The organism is Bacillus cereus group sp. N8 (assembly GCF_016483685.1).
In the GTDB taxonomy this organism is placed as follows: Bacteria; Bacillota; Bacilli; order Bacillales; family Bacillaceae_G; genus Bacillus_A; species Bacillus_A proteolyticus.
In genome coordinates this window covers 23,891-44,996 of sequence record NZ_JAEHBK010000021.1, presented here as the reverse complement: position 1 = coordinate 44,996, position 21,106 = coordinate 23,891, and the positions used below count along the sequence as shown (strand labels likewise).

The following is a 21,106-nucleotide window of genomic DNA, read 5'->3' as shown; positions in this document are numbered from 1 at the left end:
TTTTTCATCTAAGAAGGAAGCCAAACTTATAGAGGAGATCAGAAATATACAAGGAGGTAATAGTAATGGCTATTGAATGGGTAACAGAAGGCAATTACGAAGATATTATTTATTCAACATACAATGGTATCGCAAAGATTTCGATTAACCGCCCTGAAGTACATAACGCATTCCGTCCAAAAACGGTAATGGAGTTAATCAATGCTTTTGCACACGCTCGTGATGATGCAAATGTTGGCGTTATCATTTTAACAGGTGAAGGTGGACGTGCATTCTGTTCTGGCGGCGACCAAAAAGTTCGCGGTCATGGCGGATATGTAGGTGACGACCAAATTCCACGTCTTAACGTATTAGACTTACAACGTCTAATTCGCGCAATTCCTAAACCAGTTATCGCAATGGTAGCAGGTTATGCAATCGGTGGAGGACACGTACTTCATATCGTATGTGACTTAACAATCGCTGCAGACAACGCTGTATTCGGACAAACAGGTCCTAAAGTAGGAAGCTTTGACGGTGGATACGGAGCTGGTTACTTAGCTCGTATGGTAGGTCACAAGAAAGCTCGCGAAATTTGGTACCTATGTCGTCAATACAATGCACAGGAAGCGCTTGACATGGGCTTAGTAAATACAGTAGTACCATTAGAAGAGCTTGAAGCAGAAACAGTACAATGGGCACAAGAAATCTTAGCAAACAGCCCAATGGCACTTCGTTTCCTAAAAGCTGCATTCAACGCAGACACAGACGGTCTAGCTGGTATTCAACAACTAGCTGGAGACGCAACGTTATTGTACTACACAACTGACGAAGCAAAAGAAGGTCGCGACGCGTTCAAAGAAAAACGCAGTCCGGACTTCGGTCAATTCCCTCGTTTCCCGTGATCAAACCAAAAGCGGAAGCGGCTCGCTTAGAACAAGAGGGCGTTGGAACTCCTGACATAGAGGCGCTTTTTGCCTCGTAGGAAGGCGTGAAACGACCGACTGTTCTAGCCGCTGCAGCTAGATGAGATCAAACCGGAAACAAAACAACTAAGAGACTTGATGTCATATCAAGTCTCTTTCTTTCATGAAAGGAGAATGAATGATGGAGACGATGCCTAATTGGTTAATGCAACGTGCATTTTTAACACCTGATCGTACTGCAATTGAAATTGAAGAGGAGAAGGTTACTTTCGTGCAGCTGCATGAAAAAGTAGTATCTGTTTGTGAACATCTTTCGCATGTAGGAGTGAAGAAGGCGCAAAAGGTGGCTGTTCTGATGAAAAATGGTATGGAGATGATTACAGTGATTCACGCCCTATCTTACGTAGGGGCAGTAGCTGTACTTTTAAATACGCGTCTTTCAAGAGAAGAGCTACTTTGGCAAATGGATGATGCTGAAGTTGTTTGTTTAGTGACGGATCAAGATTTTGAGGCTAAGGGTGTTCCTGTCTATTCATTCGCTGAAGTGATGAATGGGCCAAAGGCAGAAGCCTCTATACAAGAAGAATTCTCTTTAGAAGAAGCGATGACAATTATTTATACGTCTGGGACGACAGGGAAACCGAAAGGCGTTATTTTAACGTACGGCAATCACTGGGCAAGTGCGGTCGGTTCTTCGCTTAATTTAGGGCTTCGTGATGATGATTGCTGGTTAGCTTGTATGCCGATGTTCCATGTTGGCGGACTATCTCTTTTAATGAAAAATATTATGTATGGTATGCGCATTTTACTCGTTCCGAAATATGATGCTAATTTCATTCATGAAGCACTTCAAACTAGAGGTGTTACGATTATTTCTGTCGTTTCTAAAATGTTAACAGATTTATTAGAGAGACTTGGAGAAGGAACATATCCATCTTCTTTACGATGCATGTTACTTGGCGGGGGACCAGCGCCGAAACCGTTATTAGAAACGTGTGTAGATAAAGGAATTCCTGTGTATCAAACGTACGGAATGACAGAAACGTCGTCGCAAATTTGTACGTTATCCGCAGATTACATGTTAACGAAAGTAGGATCAGCTGGAAAACCTTTATTCCAGTGCCAACTCCGTATTGAAAAAGATGGCTTCGTAGTGCCGCCACATGCGGAAGGCGAAATCGTAGTAAAAGGACCAAACGTAACAGGTGGCTATTTTAATCGTGAAGATGCGACGCGCGAGACAATTCAAAATGGCTGGCTTCATACTGGTGACCTCGGTTATTTAGACGAAGAAGGATTTTTATACGTATTAGATCGCCGCAGTGATTTAATCATTTCAGGCGGAGAAAATATATATCCAGCTCAAATTGAAGAAGTGTTGCTTTCTCATCCGATGGTAGCGGAAGCAGGTGTTGTCGGTATGACTGACGATAAATGGGGACAAGTACCGGCTGCTTTTGTTGTAAAAAGCGGGGCGGTAACAGAAGAAGAAATTCTGCATTTTTGCGAGGAGAAATTAGCGAAATATAAAGTGCCGAAGAAAGCATGCTTCTTAGAGGAATTACCACGAAATGCTTCGAAAAAATTGTTAAGACGAGAGTTAAGACAATTAGTGGAGGAGATGTAGGTGGAGATAAAAAAAGCGACACTTTATATAACGGAAATGCCACTCGTAATCCCGTTTGCGGCGAGCTACGGAACTTACGAAAAGCGTGAGAGTATCGTCATTGAATTAGAAGATACGGACGGGTACATTGGATTTGGCGAAGTCGTTGCTTTTTCTGAACCGTGGTATACGGAAGAAACGGTGAAGACAGCACTGCATGTACTGCAAGACTTTTTATTACCTGATTTATTAAAGGCTGAAATTTCTCATCCGAATGAGGTACCGGGTCTATTTCAACATATAAAAAGAAACCGAATGGCAAAGGCGGGAATTGAAGGGGCTGTTTGGGATTTATATGCGAAGCGTCAAAAGAAATCGCTAGCGACATTACTTGGCGGAACTAAGTCTGAAATTGAAGTCGGTGTTGTAATCGGAATTAATACGATTCCGATTATGTTAAAACAAATCGAGAAGTACGCGGAAGAAGGATACGAGCGTTTTAAAGTGAAAATAAAGCCAGAACATGACTACGAGTTATTAAAAGAAATTCGTAAAGAGTTTCCGTACATCCCGTTAATGGCTGATGCGAATTCTGCGTATACATTAGCGGATGCAGAGAAACTGAAACGATTAGATGAATTCAGGCTGATGATGATTGAACAACCGCTAGCGGATTACGATTTTCTTGATCATGCACTACTGCAAAAGAAAATTGAAACGCCAATTTGCTTAGACGAAAGCATCCATAGTTTAGAAGACGCGCGCGTTGCGATTACACTTGGCAGTTGCCAAATCGTTAACATTAAACCAGGGCGAGTGGGCGGATTAACAGAATCGGTTCAAATTCATAATTATTGTATGGAGCATAATATCCCTGTTTGGTGCGGTGGTATGGTAGAGATGGGGATTTCACGAGCGCAAAATGTTGCGCTCGCTTCGTTACCGAACTTTACGATTCCAGGCGATATATCTGCTTCTAGTAGACATTGGGAGAAGGATATTATTTCGCCGGAAGTGATGCTTAAAGATGGGAAAGTGATTGTACCGCAAAGCATTGATGCTGAGTATGAGGTGGATCGCGGGAGATTGGCGGAAATTACGAAACAGCGTATTGTTTTGGAGCGGTAGGGATTTTGTCGTTAATTGTCGGTAAGTCGATATAATTGAAAAATCGCCGATATAATTCAAGTTGTGGTCGATATATTTGGAAAATCGCTGATATAATTTTATTTACCAAGGTTACTTTAACGAGTAGCCTTTTCGTATTGTACAAATTGGATAGACTAGTTTACAATCTAGCGTATAAAAGGGGGAGTAAAATGAAGCGCATTTCAATTTTAATAGCTGATGATGAGGCAGAAATTGCTGATTTAATTGAGATACATTTAGAAAAAGAAGATTACCACGTCGTGAAAGCAGCTGATGGAGAAGAGGCAATTCATATTATTGAAACGCAGCCAATCGATTTAGTGGTTTTAGATATTATGATGCCGAAGATGGATGGTTATGAAGTGACACGCCAAATTCGTGCGAAGCACCATATGCCAATCATTTTCTTAAGTGCGAAAACGTCTGATTTTGATAAGGTGACAGGTCTTGTATTAGGTGCAGATGATTATATGACGAAACCTTTTACACCGATTGAATTAGTTGCACGTGTAAATGCACAATTACGCCGGTTTCTTACGTTAAATCAGCCAAAAGTAGCGGAGAATAAATCTGCTTTAGAGGTAGGCGGAGTCGTTATTGATCCGGAGCGAAGAACAGTGAATGTGTACGGAGAACAAGTTGAATTAACACCGAAAGAGTTTGATATTTTATATTTATTAGCGAGCCATCCGAAGAAAGTGTACAATGTGGAAAATATCTTTCAGCAAGTATGGGCAGATGATTATTTTGAAGGCGGAAATACAGTTATGGTACATATCCGTACGTTGCGGAAAAAACTTGGGGAAGATAAAAGAAAGAATAAGTTAATAAAAACAGTGTGGGGAGTAGGGTATACTTTCAATGGCTAAAAAGATGAGAAGTTTTCGCTCGAAGATGGTTATGCTATTTGCGTTAAGTATGATATTAGCCGGTGGCGTAACATATTTCATTTATGAAGGATTAAGGATTTATTATAAATTAGTTGTTCGTTATGAAGATCCTTTAGCTCAATTTCGTTCCGTGGTAAGACAAATTGGGGACGTTAATTTCTTTTTAATTATTTTTATCCCTCTGTCCATTATGTTTTTCTTCTTCCTTACTAGACCGTATTTAAAGTATTTTGATGAGATTTCAAACGGGATTCATCATTTGGCGAACGGAGATTTTACAAATCAAGTGCGCATTTCATCAAATGATGAGTTTGGATATATCGCAAGCGAAATTAATGTAGCGAGTGAGAAATTAAAGGAAGCAGTGGAACGAGGAGACTTCGCGGAAAGTAGTAAGGATCAGCTTATTGTTAACTTAGCTCACGATTTAAGAACGCCGTTAACATCAGTGTTAGGATATTTAGATTTAATTCTTAAAGATGAGAATTTGACGAAGGAACAAATTAAACACTTTTCCACGATTGCTTTTACGAAATCGCAAAGGCTTGAAAGCTTAATTGATGAATTATTTGAAATTACACGTATGAATTATGGCATGTTACAACTAAATAAAAAGCCGATTGATATAAGTGAGTTGCTTATACAGCTAGATGAGGAATTGTATCCGCTATTAGAGAAACATCATTTAGAAGCAAGATTGCATGTTGATCCTCATTTACCGATTAACGGTGATGGAAAATTGTTAGCTAGAGTATTTGAAAACTTGTTAACAAATGCCGTTCGATACGGATATGATGGGCAATTTGTTGATCTGAATGGGTATATCGATAATGAAGAAGTTGTCGTACAAGTTATTAATTACGGAGATAGCATTCCAGAAGAAGATTTACCGTATCTTTTTGATATGTTTTATACAGGTGATAAGGCAAGATCAGAGCAGCAAGGTGGTACAGGCCTTGGGCTATTTATTGCGAAAAATATTGTTGAACAACATGATGGGAAGATTTCGGCTGAAAGTAATGTAGTTAGAACAATATTTGAAGTGCGATTGCCAAAAGACGAGAATTTAACAATTTAATAAAAATTTAAACTTTACCCCACTTTTTATTTTAATAGTTTTTTCTATTCTATACGTAAGTTACGTTAAGGAGGAACTAGAAATGAAAAAGTGGGTATTTATTTCTCTTTTTATCGCATGCACAATCTGTGTAGGCTTATATATATCACCGTTATTTCAAAAAGAAATTGATGTGAAAATCGGTGGGGAAAATAGTTCAATAAATAATGCAAATATGGAAAAGATAGAGATTACAAAAGAAGAAATTTATAAAGGGGATCTATTATTAGTTAATAAAGATTACCCAGTAAAAAAAGATAGTATTAGGTCTGACATTATAAATGTAAATCACAGCAGTGAATTAGTAAGAGGTTACGTAATATTTGATAGAAATCTTCGTTTATCAAAGGATGTTGTAAAAAAGTTTTTGAACGTTGTCGATGCGGCTGGAAAAGATGGCGTACAACACTTCTTAATGAATAGCGGGTATCGAGATTTTCAAGAGCAAAGTAAATTATATAAAGACATGGGATCTGATTATGCACTCCCAGCAGGATACAGTGAGCATAATTTAGGGTTATCACTGGACGTTGGATCAACTCAAAAGAAAATGGAAAAAGCGCCTGAAGGAAAATGGATTGAAGAGAACGTATGGAAGCACGGCTTTGTTTTACGTTATCCGAAAAATAAAAGCAATATTACAGGCATTCAATATGAGCCGTGGCACATTCGTTATGTCGGCTTACCTCATAGTGCGATTATGCAAAAAAAGAAAATTACATTAGAGGAATACTTAGATTTCTTGAAAGAGAAAAAAGAAATCACAACCGATGTGGAAGGTAAGAAATATACGGTTTCTTATCATAAAGTTTCGGGGGATATGAAAGTGAATGTGCCGGCGAATAAGCAGTATGAAATTTCGGGGAATAATATGGAGGGGATTATTGTGACGGTTCAGGAATAGAAAAAGAAGTTGTTCCGTTTTGGAGCAGCATCTTTTTATTTACATTTAAACATTATAACGTTATATTTACTTCTCCCTTTTTTTGTGTTACGCTAAACGTGTGAAAGAGATATAAAATAAAACTTTAATGTAAGCGTATTCTTATGGCTTCTTATAGAAAAGGGTGGAAGTACAATGACAGAACGATTCGTACTACGTAATGTGAAACGTGTGAACGGGGAAGAGATTGACATTGTAGTTGAAAATAATAAAATCGCACAGGTGACGAAAGCTGGTGCTGGCGAGGGTGGAAAGGTTCTTGATTACTCTGGTACTTACGTATCGAGTGGCTGGATTGATTTACACGTTCATGCTTTTCCAGAGTTTGATCCGTATGGCGATGAGGTGGATGAAATTGGCGTTAAGCAAGGGGTAACGACAATTGTTGATGCGGGTAGCTGCGGAGCTGATCGCATTGCAGATTTAGTAAAAAGTAGAGAGCAGGCGAAAACGAATTTATTTGCCTTTTTAAATATTTCTCGCATCGGTTTGAAACGAATTGATGAATTATCCAATATGGAATGGATAGATAAAGAGAAAGTAATAGAAGCAGTAGAAAAGTATAAAGATATAATCGTCGGATTAAAGGCGAGAATGAGTAAAAGTGTCGTTTGTGATAGTGGAATTGAACCGCTTCATGTTGCGCGTTCTTTATCTCGTGAAACATCATTACCGATTATGGTACATATCGGTTCAGCACCTCCTCGCATAGAGGAAGTTGTACCTCTTTTAGAAAAAGATGATGTGATTACACATTACTTAAACGGGAAAGAAAATAATTTATTTGATGAAGAAGGCAAACCGCTACCTGTGTTACTAGATGCAGTGAATCGCGGCGTACATTTAGATGTTGGTCACGGTAATGCTAGTTTTTCTTTTAAAGTAGCAGAAGCAGCGAAGCATCACGATATTGCCTTTAATACAATTAGTACAGATATTTACCGGAAGAATCGTATACACGGTCCAGTGTATAGTATGGCTCACGTTCTTTCGAAATTCCTTTACTTAGGTTATCCGCTAGAAGAAGTAATTGATGCGGTGACGAAACATGCGGCAGAGTGGCTGAAAAAACCAGAGCTTGGCCGTATTCAAGAAGGAGATATTGCAAATTTAACTTTATTTACGGTGAAAGATGAGAAGGTTACGTTAATTGATTCAGAAGGGGATCAGCGCATTGCTGAAAGAAGGATTGATACGAAAGGGGTTGTAATCAATGGGTCATTCATTGAATGCTAAGTACGGATTAAAAAGAGTGATTAATGCGAGCGGTAGAATGAGTATTTTAGGTGTATCCGCTCCGGCAAATACAGTTATGGATGCAATGAAACATGGTGGACAAAATTATGTGGAAATTGCTGATTTAGTAGATAAAGCAGGAGACCATATTGCGAGAATTCTAGATTCAGAGGCAGCGGTTGTTGTGAATTCAGCATCGAGTGGAATTGCGCTTTCTATCGCTGCTATCGTTACAGAAGGAAATCGACGTAAAAGTGAAAGACTTCATCAAGAGGTCATCGCGAAAAACGAAGTGATTATGTTAAAAGGTCATAACGTTCAATACGGTGCTCCTGTTGAAACGATGATTTACTTAGGTGGAGGAAAACTAGTTGAAGTTGGTTATGCAAATGAAGGGAAAGCAGAGCATATTGAAGATGCGATTGGTGAAAATACAGCAGCGATTCTTTATGTGAAATCACATCACGCAGTGCAAAAAAATATGATTTCTGTTGAAGAAGCATGGGAAGTAGCGCAGCGAAATAACATCCCACTTATCGTCGATGCGGCAGCTGAAGAAGATATTCAAAAATATGTGAAGTATTCAGACCTTGCCATTTATAGTGGTTCAAAGGCGATTGAAGGGCCTACTTCTGGTATTGTTGGTGGGAAACGAAAATATATTGAGTGGCTGAAAGTGCAATTACATTGCATCGGGAGAAGTATGAAAGTTGGGAAAGAAACAACTTTCGGCTTACTTCAAGCACTTGATGAGTACGGAGTAAAAGAAGATAAGAGCCAGCAAGAAAAAGAATTGTTACAAGTACTTATACCGCTAAAAGAATTAAATGGTGTAAATGTAACAATCGTGCAAGATGAAGCAGGAAGAGCAATCTTTAGAGCACGTATTCACATTAACGAGAATGAGTTAAATAAATCAGCAAAAGACGTTGTAAATGCATTACGCGAAGGGGAAATTGCCATTTACACACGTGATTACGGAGTAAGACAGGGATTCTTTGATATTGATCCACGTCCACTTCAAGGTGATGACATACATGTAATTGAAGAAAAAATGAGAGGAATTGTAGGGGGAAACTAAAATGACAAACATTCAAAAACGTTTTTATAAAGGCCGCGTAGCATTAAATGTATTAGCGAACAATATCCAAAATGCGAAAGATATTTTTGAAGCAGCAGAAGGTTATGTAGTAGTAGGAGTGTTATCAAAAGACTACCCAACAGTAGAAGAAGCAGTTACAGCGATGAAGGCATACGGAAAAGAAATTGATGACGCTGTATCAATCGGACTAGGAGCAGGAGATAATCGCCAAGCGGCAGTTGTAGCTGAAATTGCGAAGCATTATCCTGGTAGCCATATTAACCAAGTGTTCCCTTCAGTTGGAGCGACACGTGCAAATCTTGGCGGAAAAGATAGCTGGATTAATAGTTTAGTATCGCCAACAGGAAAAGTAGGGTACGTAAATATTTCTACTGGTCCAATTAGTGCGGCTGGAGAAGAAAAAGCAATCGTTCCAATTAAAACAGCGATCGCACTTGTACGTGATATGGGCGGAAATTCATTGAAGTACTTCCCAATGAAAGGTCTAGCTCATGAAGAAGAATATCGCGCGGTTGCGAAAGCATGTGCGGAAGAAGGGTTTGCATTAGAGCCAACAGGCGGAATTGATAAAGAAAACTTCGAAACAATTGTACGTATTGCGTTAGAGGCAAACGTAGAGCAAGTTATCCCGCATGTGTACTCTTCTATTATTGATAAAGAGACTGGCAATACGAAAACAGAAGATGTTCGTGAATTATTAGCGGTAGTGAAGAAGTTAGTTGATCAATATGCGTAAGAAAATCGCGGCATTCGGTGAAGTAATGATGCGCCTGCAAGTGCCAGGATATGAGTTGTTGTCGCAAGCTAGCACATTAAATTACTCATTTTCTGGTACAGGTGTGAACGTTGCAGCCGCGCTTTCTCATCTAGGGCATGAAGGGCTTCTTATTTCAACTTTACCGGAAAATTCGGTTGGAGATGCGGCATTATCGTACATTCAAAAGTTAGGTGTGCAAACCTCGCTTGTTTCAAGAGGCGGTAAATATGTCGGCATGTACTTTTTAGAAAATGGATTTGGAGCACGTGCAAGCCGAGTTACATATTCGAATCGATTAGAAAGTAGCTTCAATACGGCATGTGAAGAAATGTATCAATTTGAAGAAATCGCAAAGGAAATTGATATCGTTCATTTTTGCGGGATTACACTTGCGATGAATGATACTGTGCGCCATCATATGAAATCTTTAGCGAAAGCAGTTAAAGAAAACGGAGGCACTGTCGTTTTTGATTGCAATTATCGTCCATCTCTGTGGGGAGAAGACGGATATGAGCAGGCGAAACCGCATTATGAAGAAATGCTGGCTCTTGCTGATATCGTTATGATGAACGAAAAAGATGCGATGTTTGTTTTAGGAATGAAAACCGAAGAAACGGAGCGAGAAGCACAACTTGTTGATCTTATTCCAAAAGTAGCTGAAACGTATTATATCGCTACAATTGCTGGTACACATCGCTTTATTAATAGCGATAATACACACTCGCTTCGCGGATTTATATGTAAAGATGGTGCGTTCACTTTTGCAAAAACCCTTACGTTTTCTGTATATGATAGAATAGGTGCTGGAGATGCTTATACGAGCGGGATTATTCATGGCGAGATAGAAGAGTTTGCACCAGAGAAAGCTGTTTCATTTGCGTCAGCAGCTGGAATGCTTGCACATACAATCGTCGGTGATACGCCAATGTCATCAGAGAAAGATATACTTCGGGCAATGACGGCATCAGTAGGTGATGTAGAAAGGTAGTGGGTGTAATAGTGAACGTAACGAGGAAAAAAGGACCATTATATTTGCAAATAAAAAATATTATTCGCGATCGAATATTACATGGTGTATATGCCATTCATACGAATATTCCTTCTGAACCACAATTAGAAGAAGAGTTCAAAGTGAGTAAAATTACAGTACGAAACGCAATTAAAGAACTAGCTCAAGAAGGATATTTAGAAAAGAAAAGTGGTAAAGGAACGAAAGTCATTCGTAATACTTCTGCGACAAAACTTTCAAAAGGTAAAAAATTTACAGAAGTGTTAGTGGAAGAAGGCTATAAAGTACAAAAGAAATTGCTAAAGGCAGAAGTAGTCCATAATGAAGAAGGGACAGTGCCATTTCGTTTATTTGGCAATGAGAGTTTCAGAATCGAGCGTCTATACTCTTTAAATGATGCTCCGTATATTCATTATACGCACTATTTTTCAGCGCGCATGGCAAGTACAGACTTAGCGGACTTTGATTTACAATCGCTTTACGATTTAGTCGAGGAACAAGGTATACATTTAGAAAATTTCAGAGATGAATTTGCTGTTGGGGCTGCACCTAGTTTCGTTGCGGAAGCGTTAGGGGAAAAAGAAGAGACAGCATTATTAAAACGTATGCGTTATTCTTACGATGAAGTAGGCGAGGTAATTGAATATAGTGAAGGCTACTACAATACGGAAATGCAGCATTATGTAGTTAATTATGATGTGTAAAAAGTGAAGAGGGACTAATTCCCTCTTTTTTTGTAAAAAATTTTCATATCGAAGGGGAATGGGATATGGATATATACTTATTAATCGTCACGTTACTTGCAATCGCGATTGTTATTTTAGGAGTATCGTGGTGGAAATGGCATGCGTTTATTAGTTTAACGGTTGCTAGCCTATTTTTAGCTATCATGTCTGGATTGAACTTGACCAAAATTGTTACTGCCTATGAAACTGGTGTTGGAAGTGTACTAGGGCATTTAGTCGGTATTTTAGCTCTCGGTACGATTTTGGGTAAAATGATGTCTGATTCAGGGGCTGGCATGCAAGTAGCAGATTTCTTCATTCGATTCTTCGGGGTGAAAAAATTACCTTGGGCGATGTTATTTGCTGGATTTGTAATCGGGATTCCAGTGTTTTTTGAAGTAGGGATCGTCATCTTATTACCGCTCGTTATTTCCATTCGAAAAACAACAAAGCAAAATATATTGTTAATTGCGTTACCTGTTATTGCGGGATTATCGATTGTACATGGGCTAGTGCCTCCGCATCCAGGTGCGATGACAGCAATTGGTATTTATAATGCAAACTTAGGAAAGGTACTATTGTATTCATTAATTATCGCATTACCAACAGCAATTATTGCAGGGCCTGTATTTGCAAAGTGGGTACATAAGCGAGTTATACCTGAAAATGAACCAGAACTTGTTCGTGTTACAACAGTATCTAATGATTTGCCAAGTCGTAAAGTTTCATTCTTTATCATTTTATTACCAGTAGTCTTAATGATTTTATCGGTAGTGGCACCATATATTTCATTACCGAAAGAAATGACGGAATTTTTAATCTTTATTGGAAGCCCAGTAATCGCTTTACTAATTTCATGTTTCGCAGCATTTTATTTGCTTGGCATAAAACAAGGAATTAATAAAAAGATGATAAAAAAATTAACAGATGAAAGTTTATTACCAGTCGGTTCAATTATTTTAATTATCGGTGCAGGTGGTGGATTTAAGCAAATATTAATTGAAAGTGGTGTTGGAACAGCCATCGCTCAAATGGCAGAACATATTTCATTATCACCAATCGTCTTAGCGTTCATGGTAGCGGGGTTAATCCGAATTGCAACAGGTTCAGCTACAGTAGCATTAACAACAGCAGCAGGAATTGTTTCACCAGTTATTCAGCACATGTCTGGTGTGAATTTGGAGTTGCTTGTTATTGCAACGGGCGCAGGTTCATTAATGTTTTCTCACGTAAATGATGCAGGGTTCTGGCTTGTAAAAGAGTATTTAGGTTTGACAGTAAAAGAAACTTTTAAAACGTGGACGGTACTCGAGACATTGTTATCATTTATTGCATTCGGCTTTGCGCTTTTACTTAATATGTTTGTTTAAAAGAAGGGGGTGCCTATTTAAAGGTATCCTCTTTTTGTGTTGGGGCTCTTTTCATGAAACAAGCCCGTTTTTAGGAAGGCCAAGCTTCCGATTTGCCCTGAAAACATAATATAAATGGAATCCCCTCATTTAGAGCAAGACGATCTTGTTATGAATGATACTAAAGGAGGAATAGAGTAATGAGCGAAAAGTGTGAACACAAACATGATGATTGTCACCGCAGACATGGCCACGGAGGTGGCTTTGCGCTTCTAATCGTATTGTTTATTTTATTAATCATTATCGGTGCTAGCTGCTTCGGCGGAGGCGGCGGTTGTGGTTACGGCGGTTATGGTGGATATGGCGGCGGCTATGGTGGATATTGCTGCTAATTATTAAAAACTATTGAAAATGGCCTTGTGCGTATTGCACAAGGCCATTTTATTCATGTTTTAATATGCTGTGATAATTTATTGATGTAAAGAGAGCGGATTAAGAAGAAGAAAATAATCTCGAAAATCCCGAACAACGTAAGTATAATGATTAATTCTTTTAATAAAGAAAAAGCAAACATGCTTTGTAAAAACTGAATCGCAAATATTGTATGAATACCAGCAACGATATAAGGAATGAAAAATAAAATTCCTAATTGAATCGTTGCAGAACGAAACATTTCTGATTCTGTTAAACCGAGTTTTGTAATTGTAATGTACTTTTGTTTTTCAGTCGTTAAGTCGTTATACATACGGAAGTATAAAACACTGGCTGCCCCGATAAAGAAAATAAAGCCGAGAAATGTCCAAATAAAGAAAGTAGCAATTGAATTTCCTTTACTGTAGTTTAGATCATCAGCAGCTGTATAAATATCAAATGGGGCGTTAGGAGCCAATTCTGGATCTTTATATGCCTTATAGAAGCTATCCGTATCATTTCTAATATGTTTTAACATATTTTTCGTCGGAACAATTGCATTTTCCCAGTTTTCAACGAAGTAGTTATAAACTATGGTCGTTTCAATATGAGGAATCATATTATCAAATACATAATCTTGTACAACAATTATATGTGGGAAAAGAAAGGATGGTTCGATCCCTTTATTAATAAATCCTTTAATATGAAATTCCTTTTTATTAGATCCGATTGTAATTGTATTTTGTTTTGCAAATGGATTTGATACAAGATTTAAGAGTTCTGGCGAGTACTGAGAAATAATATAAACTTGTGTAGAATCAAGGGTTATTTCTGGCCTCTTTAACTGTTTCGCAAGTGTGTTATAGTCACTCATTTTCACAAGAGTAATGTCTTCTTTTAAAGCGGTATCTTGTAACACTGTAAACTTATGCTGATTGTATTGAAAATTAGCATTTGTAAGCTCCGTTTCAATTGTAGCAATGTGCTTTTGTTCCAATTGATTTTCACCTTTGGATGTATACGTGAAGGGGAAAGGATATCGTTCTAATATCGATGCTTTCGTATTATTATTAGCAGCAAATAACCCAGTAATAATTGTAAATGCAAGTGCTGACAACATAGAAACGATAAAGAGCACATTAATATTACTACGTGTACGGCTAGCTAAATCTGAAATCCATAACATGTTTATTTGTTTCATATAAAACTTTCTCCTCTTTTTTAAGATAAAGATAAAGAGGAGAAACGTCTGTGAAAAGAATAAATATGTTCCGACTATTACGAGCGGTAAAATAGATAACATGATAAGGTATACAGATCCATTTTGTGCATTTTTTTCTGTTATGTAGCCTTGCGGATAACCAGCGATATAATAGCACAGCCCTAAACAAATTAAGGCAAACAATGAAATGAGTATAGATGGCCTTTTTTCGTCTTTTTCATTTTTATTATTTTTAATTAATCGAGTTGTTTTCCGAGTACGAATGAACATCGGTGTAAACGTAGAAACGATGAAAAATAAAATGATAAACGTTACCGTTGTAACGATAATTGCTTCTGTTGGCCAATATAAATAGAGGCCTTTTGCATTTGTTAATTTAGAAGTAACGAGTAAGAAAAAGTTAGAAAATACAAGGCCACCTTGAATACCAGCAAAGATAGCTAGTATTCCAATAATCATATTCTCAGTAAACAAAAGCCGTTTTAATTGTTTGTGTGAAATACCGAGAACAGTTAAAACGCCAAATTGTTGTTTCCGGACATTTAAAAATGTCCCGATAGAATATAAGAGAAAGAAGAACGAGAACAAAACGATAACAAACTGTGCCATGCCAGCCAAGTTCATGAGCGGATCTTGTTCCTGTAATTTATTCATAATTTGTAACCGCGGATGATACGCGTATACAGTAAAGGAAAAGAAAACCATGATAGAAAACGCACTACTTACAAAGTAAGCGAAATATGCTTTCGAATTACGCGAGACATTTTTAAATGCAAATTGCCAAAATGTCATCCACGTCTTCCTCCTAATAATGCTAGGACATCTAATATTTCTTGATAAAATTTCTCACGGTACAATCCGCGGTGCAGTTCATTGTAAAGTTCTCCATCTTTAATGAAAATGACGCGGTTACAATAACTTGCTGCAAACGGATCGTGCGTAACCATTAAAATCGTTGCATCTTCTTCTTTGTTTAACTTCGTAAATAACTCCATTACATCGATAGCTGCTTTTGAGTCCAAGTTACCTGTCGGTTCATCAGCTAGTAAAAGAGACGGATGATGAATAACGGCACGCGCTACTGCAGTACGCTGTGCTTGTCCTCCAGAAACTTCAAAAATACGTTTGTCCAAAATATGATCAATTCCAAGCTTTTTTGAAATGTTATCAAGCTTTTCATCCATTTCTTTTAATGGAACATTATCTAACGTTAAAGGTAGTACGATATTTTCGCCGATTGTTAGTGTATCTAGTAGGTTAAAGTTTTGGAAAACAAACCCTAACTCTTGGCGGCGGAAAATAGCTAACTTCTCTCTACGAAATGTGTGCGGTTTTTTTCCGTTAATAACGACATCACCAGAAGTAGGAGAATCAATTGTAGAAATAACGTTTAAAAATGTAGATTTACCGCTACCAGATGGCCCCATGATAGCGACAAATTCACCTTTATCTACGTGTAAATTTATATTTTTTAAAGCGGTATGAGGGACCTTTCCCTCATACACTTTTGAGACGTTTTTTATGTGTAATACTTCTTCCATAGTAATCACCTTTCTATCCTTTAAAACTTAATGTGTTGTGATAATTTTTGCATATAAAAGGAACGAATTAAAAGGAAAAATAAAATTTCAACTGTTCCAAAAACCATAAGTACGACTGTAATTTCAGCGAAGAACGAGAGATGTAATATTTCTTGTAGCATCTTTGTCGCAAACATAGTATGGATCGATGCCATAATGTAAGGGACGAAGAATAAAATAGCAAGCTGAATCGTCGCTGAACGTTTCATTTCAGCTTCAGTTAAGCCGATTTTCGTAATCGTTATATACTTTTCTTGCTCATTTGTTAAATCTGTATACATGCGGAAATAAAGAACACTACCAGCACCGATAAAGAAAATAACACCAAGGAAAGTACCGATTAAGAAGAATGAAGCGACATTTTGTTTTGTTTTGTATAGAGAGTCACTTGCTTCACTGGCATGGAATGGTGGGTGCTCTGCTTGAATCGCAGCATTGTCGTTAGCGATTTTTGTTGTAAATGCCGAACCGATGTTATGTGCTTTTTCCCAATCGTAAACTTTAAAGCTATATACACTCATTTGTTTTGAAACGGTGGATAATGCTTCTACATTTTCATCAGATAGTATGAGCAATTGATATATTAAGCGATTTGGGAATGGGTTATAACCTTTATATTCTTTCACTTGTAGTTGTAAATTGTTTTGAGTAAGTGTAAGAGTATTTTTCTTGTCTTTATTATGAAGCGTTCCAATAACCTGATTATCTAAGTCTTTCATAAGAATATAAGATTCATTCTTATTTACCGTGAGCGTTTCCCAATTTAAAGCCTTAGCAAGTACATTATAGTCACTTTGTTTAATTGCGTAATAGAGCTGCGTGTTATCTTCAGCTGAAGATACTTCATATATATCCGTTTTAAATTTTGTATAAGTAAAGTGCTCTTCATTAAATTTCTGCTCTAACCAGTTTAAATGTTCATCAGCTAATGTATTTTCAGTATGTGATAAATACGTAAACGGGAAAGGATTTTCCCTAATTTCATCAAACTTTGTAAACTTTCCGAATCCATATAAGAATGTAATCATTGTAAAAGCGAGCGTCGATAGCATCGCTACTATAAAGAGCATATTAATATTTGTACTAATGCGCGATGCTAGATCAGAGATCCAAAGCATATTAATTCGTTTCATATAAAACGTTCTTCGCGTTTTTAAAATACGAATAAGTAAAAAACTAATTTGTGAAAAGAAAAAGTATGTTCCAGCTGCAATAAGCGATGGAATGACAAATATACTAGAGACGACATATACAAGCCCCATTATATCGCCTAACGACATAAAATATAATGGATTGGATTCTAATACATATCCAGTTATTAAACATGCCGCACCAAATAGAGAGACGAGTACGGATGCTTTTCTTTCTTTTTGTTGTGTTCCTTCTTTTAAAAGACGTACGGCTTTTCTCGTACGAATGAGCATCGGTGTAAAAGATGATACGAGAATGAAGAGCCCGAGAAAGATGATGATAGTTAAAACGATAGCACTTGTAGGCCCATATAAATATAAACCAGGTACGTGTGTAATTTTGGCGGTAACTAATAAAAAGAACTGTGAAAAGACAACTCCAAGTTGAATGCCAAAAAATATAGAAAGAACACCAATTAACATATTTTCTATAAATATGAGTCGTTTTAATTGTTTTTGAGATATGCCAAGTACTGTTAAAATCCCGAACTGTTTTTTTCGTACTTTTAAAAACGTCCCGATTGAATACAGTAAAAAGAAAAATGAAAAGAACACAATGACAACTTCTGAAATTGTCATTAATATGTTCAGAGAATAATTCACGTCTGTCATATGCAGTTTAGGATGAAATAAATAAACTGCAAATGAGAAAAAGATTGCAATGGAGAACGCACTGCTTACAAAATAGGCGAAATAAGCTCTGGCGTTTCGTGTCACGTTTTTAAAGGCAAACTGCCAAAATGTCATTCACCTAAACCTCCTAATAGAGTGAAGAGGAAAAGGCTATAAGAGATACCCTTTTCCTGTACTAATGTATTTATAAAACTTAACCATTCGTATACTCTGATAACTTTTGCATGTAAAGGGAGCGAATGAATAAGAAAAAAATGACTTCAACTACGCCAAAAATAATAAGAACGGCTGAAATTTCTTTGAATAGTGATAAATCAATTACATCTTGAAGCATTTTTGTTGCAAACATTGTATGAATGGACGCCATAACGTACGGAACGAAAAATAAAATGCTAAGTTGAATGGTTGCAGATTTTTTCATCTCTGCATCTGTTACACCAATTTTTGAAATTGCTACATATTTTTCTTGTTCGTTCGTTAAATCCGTATACATTCTGAAATAAAGAACGCTACCTGCTCCAATAAAGAAAATGACACCTAAGAATGTCCCGATTAGGAAGTATGCAGCACTTCCTGATGTGATTCTATATAATGAGTCTGCTGATTCATAGGAGCGTATAAGGGGGCCTTCGTATTGGAATGCCTCTCGATCTTTTTGTATTTTTTTCATAAAATCATTAGCAATTTCATACGTCTTTTCCCAGTTTTGTACGTTATAATTGTACGCTGATACACGCTTTGTTGTACTTGGTAAGTTGTTTACAACAACATCAGGTAAAATTAAAGTTTGATATGAAAAGTTAGAGGGAATGGCCCCTGCTTGTTCATAGCCCTTTACTTGTAATATCGTATTTGTGCTAGAAAGTGTAATGGATTTTCTATTGAAGCTTGGCTCAAATTGGCTGAATAAGGTGAAATAAGCGCCATCGCTTAAGACATATGCTTCGTTATCGCTCATGAATAGTTGTTTCATTCGCAGGGCAGCTGCGAGTTTATTATAGTCACTTTGTTTCATTGCATAGATGTCATTGTAAGTCGTTATACCTTCATCTTCTTTCAGTGGTGTTTCATATAAATCAGCTTTGATCTTTTTATAAGAGAAATTTTCTTTTTGTAACTGCTGCTCAAGCCAAGTTAGATGCTCGTTAGTAAAAGGGTTTGCGTCATATGAAAAATAAGAAAATGGAAAAGGTGAACTTCTCGTAACATCTAGCTTTGTAAACTTTCCGAATCCATATAGGAACGTAATCATTGTGAAAGCAATTGTAGAAAGCATCGCTACAATAAAAAGCATATTGATATTCGTTCGAATACGACTTACTAAATCCGAAATCCAAAGCATATTAATTCGTTTCATATAAAACTTTCTTCTTTTCTTTAAAATATAAATAAGTAAGAAACTAATTTGAGAAAAGAAAAAATATGTCCCAATTGTAACAAGTGTTGGAATCACAAAAACACTTGAAACCATATAGATAACGCCTACTTGCGTGTTTATTGAGAAGAAATATTTAGGGTTTGCAGCTAAAATATAACCACCTAATAAACAGATAACACCAAATAGAGAGATAAATATGGATGGTTTTCTTTCCTTTTGTTTCCCACTATTAGTTTTTAATAGGTTTACCGTCTTTTTCGTACGAATTAGCATGGGTGTAAATGAAGATACAGCGATAAAGAGACCAAGAAACACAATCGTTGTTAAAATGAAAGCATTCGTAGGGGGATATAAATATATCCCTGGTAGATGTGTAATTTTCGCTGTTACTAATAAGAAAAGCTGCGAAAAGACAAGTCCAAACTGCATACCGAAAAAGATAGATAAAATACCAATTAACATATTTTCAGTGAAAACGAGTCGGTGTAATTGTTTTTTTGATATACCTAAAATAGTTAAAATACCAAATTGTTTTTTACGAACTTTTAAAAACGATCCGATTGAATAGAGTAGAAAAAAGAACGAGAACAAAACAATAACAACTTCTGAAAAAATCATTAATCCTGAAATTTCAGAGATCATAGTGGGATTTTGTAATTTTGGATGAAACAAATAAACAGCAAACGAAAAGAAAACAGCAATGGAAAAGGAACTGCTTACGAAATAAGCAAAATAAGCTCTGGCATTACGTGTTACATTTTTAAAGGCAAACTGCCAAAATGTCATAATATGTACCTCCCGCTAGAAGGCAAATATGTAGTCTTATTGCAAAAAATGTATGAGAGTAAGTTCTCATACATTTTGCTAGCATATGTTACGATCATGCTTCGGTCACCTTCTCCTCAGTTTCTGCTTGATTATTTGCAGCGTTGTGGAAGATGATTTTAATCGTCGTTCCTTTACCAACTTCAGAATCTAGTTTGACAGAGTGACCTAAATAATCACAAATTTTACTTACAATATAAAGTCCCATACCAGTAGATTCTCCGAATGCGCGACCGTTTTTCCCAGTGTAAAACGGTTCAAATACTCTTCGAATATCTTCTTGCGGAATACCAACACCTTCATCGCGAACTTCTAAAATAATATCTTTTCCGTTTCGGTAAGCGGATAAGAACACTTTCTTTCCACGTTCACCGGAGTAACGAACTGCATTTGTCATTAACTGATAAATGATGAACTTTAACCATTTCGCATCAGAAGCAACTTTTAAATCAGAATGAACCTCTAAAACAGGGAAGACTCCGTTTCGAATGAATAGTTCTTTTAATCCGTTAATATTTTTTGTTACCGTATCCTTTAATGAAATCGTCTCAACATGGAAATCTTCATGGAAGTTATTTAACCTTGCCATGTATAAAGCCATATCGAGTCCTTGATTTAATCGTTCTAATTCTTTTTTGAATTTCGGAATCAAATGTTCATCTTCCATTTCGAGCACCATAAGCTGCATAACAGATACAGGTGTCTTCATTTGATGTACCCAATGGTTAATGAATAATTGATGTTCTTGTTGTTTTACTTCATACGATTGTAGTTCTTTTTGGAATAGACGATATTGCGTGCGCACGAGCTCATTTACACCGTGAGGCATCGGAGCAGTTGCTCTTTCAATAAACGCATCTTCCATTTTCTCTGGTTGCTCACTTAATCTATGGTACATTCTACGATTTCGAACGTAACGATAAGCGAGGAAACAAATGAATAAATATAAACTTAAAACGATGAAGTAAAATTTATTATTTTGAAATCCATCTACTGCATCATAAAGAACGAAAATGATACCGAAGTTTAATACATATAGTAGAAAAAATGCAAAATGATCACGTAAAAATAGCTTCATG

General features: G+C 36.9%; 18 protein-coding genes. 13 read left to right on the top strand and 5 right to left on the bottom strand.

Annotated elements, in window-relative coordinates:
* Positions 1–65: 65 nt before the first annotated feature.
* The 13 genes from menB (at position 66) to JDS80_RS22915 (ending at position 13,180) form a co-directional block, all read left to right on the top strand.
* Positions 66–884 (top strand): 1,4-dihydroxy-2-naphthoyl-CoA synthase, encoded by an 819-nt coding sequence (gene menB, locus JDS80_RS22975; RefSeq protein WP_000963892.1) that lies wholly within the window; start codon positions 66–68, stop codon positions 882–884.
* Between the two features lie 202 nt (positions 885–1,086).
* Complete coding sequence (locus tag JDS80_RS22970; protein WP_199640061.1) at positions 1,087–2,532, top strand: o-succinylbenzoate--CoA ligase; 1,446 nt, start codon at positions 1,087–1,089, stop codon at positions 2,530–2,532.
* Positions 2,533–3,639, top strand: a complete 1,107-nt coding sequence (gene menC / locus JDS80_RS22965; RefSeq protein WP_199640060.1) for an o-succinylbenzoate synthase — start codon at positions 2,533–2,535, stop codon at positions 3,637–3,639. It abuts the gene before it with no gap.
* 191 nt (positions 3,640–3,830) lie between these two features.
* Positions 3,831–4,529: a response regulator transcription factor gene (locus tag JDS80_RS22960; protein ID WP_199640059.1), complete on the top strand. Its 699-nt coding sequence runs from the start codon at positions 3,831–3,833 to the stop codon at positions 4,527–4,529.
* Positions 4,522–5,628 carry a HAMP domain-containing sensor histidine kinase gene (locus JDS80_RS22955; protein WP_071744354.1) on the top strand — a complete coding sequence of 369 codons (1,107 nt, stop codon included), beginning with the start codon at positions 4,522–4,524 and terminating at the stop codon, positions 5,626–5,628. Before JDS80_RS22960 ends, JDS80_RS22955 begins: the two co-directional genes overlap by 8 nt.
* An 82-nt stretch (positions 5,629–5,710) precedes the next feature.
* Positions 5,711–6,571, top strand: coding sequence for a M15 family metallopeptidase (locus JDS80_RS22950; protein ID WP_199640058.1), 861 nt, complete (start codon positions 5,711–5,713; stop codon positions 6,569–6,571).
* A gap of 174 nt (positions 6,572–6,745) precedes the next feature.
* Positions 6,746–7,846, top strand: a complete 1,101-nt coding sequence (locus tag JDS80_RS22945) for an amidohydrolase/deacetylase family metallohydrolase (RefSeq protein ID WP_199640057.1) — start codon at positions 6,746–6,748, stop codon at positions 7,844–7,846.
* Positions 7,824–8,927: a DgaE family pyridoxal phosphate-dependent ammonia lyase gene (locus JDS80_RS22940; RefSeq protein ID WP_071744357.1), complete on the top strand. Its 1,104-nt coding sequence runs from the start codon at positions 7,824–7,826 to the stop codon at positions 8,925–8,927. The genes JDS80_RS22945 and JDS80_RS22940 overlap by 23 nt, the downstream gene beginning before the upstream one ends.
* 1 nt (position 8,928) lies before the next feature.
* Positions 8,929–9,684: a 2-dehydro-3-deoxy-phosphogluconate aldolase gene (dagF, locus tag JDS80_RS22935; protein WP_089171896.1), complete on the top strand. Its 756-nt coding sequence runs from the start codon at positions 8,929–8,931 to the stop codon at positions 9,682–9,684.
* Positions 9,677–10,693: a sugar kinase gene (locus JDS80_RS22930; RefSeq protein WP_199640056.1), complete on the top strand. Its 1,017-nt coding sequence runs from the start codon at positions 9,677–9,679 to the stop codon at positions 10,691–10,693. Before dagF ends, JDS80_RS22930 begins: the two co-directional genes overlap by 8 nt.
* Entirely contained in the window at positions 10,693–11,418 is a 726-nt protein-coding gene (locus JDS80_RS22925; RefSeq protein ID WP_199640055.1) for a UTRA domain-containing protein, read from the top strand. Before JDS80_RS22930 ends, JDS80_RS22925 begins: the two co-directional genes overlap by 1 nt.
* 65 nt (positions 11,419–11,483) lie before the next feature.
* Positions 11,484–12,809: a gluconate permease GntP gene (gntP, locus tag JDS80_RS22920; RefSeq protein ID WP_199640054.1), complete on the top strand. Its 1,326-nt coding sequence runs from the start codon at positions 11,484–11,486 to the stop codon at positions 12,807–12,809.
* Between the two features lie 179 nt (positions 12,810–12,988).
* Entirely contained in the window at positions 12,989–13,180 is a 192-nt protein-coding gene (locus tag JDS80_RS22915; protein WP_199640053.1) for a YjcZ family sporulation protein, read from the top strand.
* A gap of 53 nt (positions 13,181–13,233) precedes the next feature.
* On the opposite strand, the gene JDS80_RS22910 is transcribed toward JDS80_RS22915, so the two are convergent.
* From JDS80_RS22910 to JDS80_RS22890, 5 genes are all read right to left on the bottom strand, one after another.
* Positions 13,234–15,213, bottom strand: coding sequence for an FtsX-like permease family protein (locus JDS80_RS22910; RefSeq protein WP_199640052.1), 1,980 nt, complete (start codon positions 15,211–15,213; stop codon positions 13,234–13,236).
* Complete coding sequence (locus JDS80_RS22905) at positions 15,210–15,962, bottom strand: ABC transporter ATP-binding protein (protein WP_000393250.1); 753 nt, start codon at positions 15,960–15,962, stop codon at positions 15,210–15,212. Before JDS80_RS22905 ends, JDS80_RS22910 begins: the two co-directional genes overlap by 4 nt.
* Before the next feature lie 20 nt (positions 15,963–15,982).
* Positions 15,983–17,938: an FtsX-like permease family protein gene (locus JDS80_RS22900; protein WP_199640051.1), complete on the bottom strand. Its 1,956-nt coding sequence runs from the start codon at positions 17,936–17,938 to the stop codon at positions 15,983–15,985.
* Positions 17,939–18,017: 79 nt separating this feature from the next.
* A complete protein-coding gene (locus JDS80_RS22895; RefSeq protein WP_199640050.1) occupies positions 18,018–19,988 on the bottom strand; it encodes an FtsX-like permease family protein in 1,971 nt (656 codons plus the stop codon).
* A 94-nt stretch (positions 19,989–20,082) separates the two neighbouring features.
* Complete coding sequence (locus JDS80_RS22890; RefSeq protein WP_071744365.1) at positions 20,083–21,105, bottom strand: sensor histidine kinase; 1,023 nt, start codon at positions 21,103–21,105, stop codon at positions 20,083–20,085.
* Between the last annotated feature and the right edge of the window lies 1 nt (position 21,106).